The 1,149-nt window shown below is 65.4% G+C and carries 1 protein-coding gene; it reads left to right on the plus strand.

Annotation, left to right across the window (positions count from 1 at the left end; all coding sequences use genetic code 11):
• Window positions 1-16: 16 nt before the first annotated feature.
• Window positions 17-1,149 (plus strand): type I glutamate--ammonia ligase (glnA, locus tag SM450_RS31005; RefSeq protein ID WP_474623324.1); only part of this gene is annotated, 1,133 nt, incomplete at its 3' end.

The raw sequence follows: 1,149 nt of genomic DNA on the forward strand, positions 1-1,149 counted from the left end.
CCTGCCAGGAGGACGTGTGTTCGCCAATCCCGAGGAACTCCTGCGATACCTCAAGAACGAGGACGTGAAGTTCGTCGACGTACGTTTCTGTGACCTGCCCGGCGTGATGCAGCACTTCAACCTGCCGGTCGAGTCCTTCGACGACAGCGTCTTCACCGACGGCCTCGCGTTCGACGGCTCGTCGATCCGCGGCTTCCAGTCGATCCACGAGTCGGACATGCTCCTGCTCCCCGACGTCGCGACCGCGTTCATCGACCCGTTCCGCGCGCAGAAGACCCTCGCGCTGAACTTCTTCGTCCACGACCCGTTCACCCGCGAGGCCTACTCCCGGGACCCCCGCAACGTGGCCAAGAAAGCCGAGGCGTACCTCGCCGCCAGCGGCATCGCCGACACCGCCTACTTCGGCGCCGAGGCAGAGTTCTACATCTTCGACTCCATCCGCCACGAAACCTCGGCCAACCAGTCGTTCTACTACATCGACTCGATCGAGGGCGCCTGGAACACCGGCCGCGACGAAGAAGGCGGCAACCGCGGCTACAAGACCGCCTACAAGGGCGGCTACTTCCCGGTACCCCCGGTCGACCACTACGCCGACCTGCGCGACTCGATCGTGCGCCGGCTCGTCGACTCCGGCTTCACCGTGGAACGCTCACACCACGAGGTCGGCACCGCCGGCCAAGCGGAGATCAACTACAAGTTCTCCACCCTGCTGCACGCCGGCGACCAACTCCAGCTCTTCAAATACATCGTGAAGAACGAGGCGTGGGCCAACGGCAAGACCGCCACCTTCATGCCCAAGCCACTGTTCGGCGACAACGGCTCCGGCATGCACACCCACCAGAGCCTCTGGCTCAACGGCGAGCCGCTGTTCTACGACGAGACCGGCTACGCCGGCCTGTCCGACACCGCCCGCTGGTACATCGGCGGCCTCCTGCACCACGCCCCGTCGCTGCTCGCCTTCACCAACCCCACCGTCAACTCCTACCGACGACTCGTCCCCGGCTTCGAGGCACCGGTCAACCTGGTCTACTCCCAGCGCAACCGCTCCGCCTGCACCCGCATCCCGGTCACCGGCAGCAACCCCAAGGCCAAACGCGTCGAATTCCGCGTCCCCGACCCCTCGGCAAACGTCTACCTCGCCTTCTCCGC

Source organism: Micromonospora marincola (assembly GCF_056150385.1).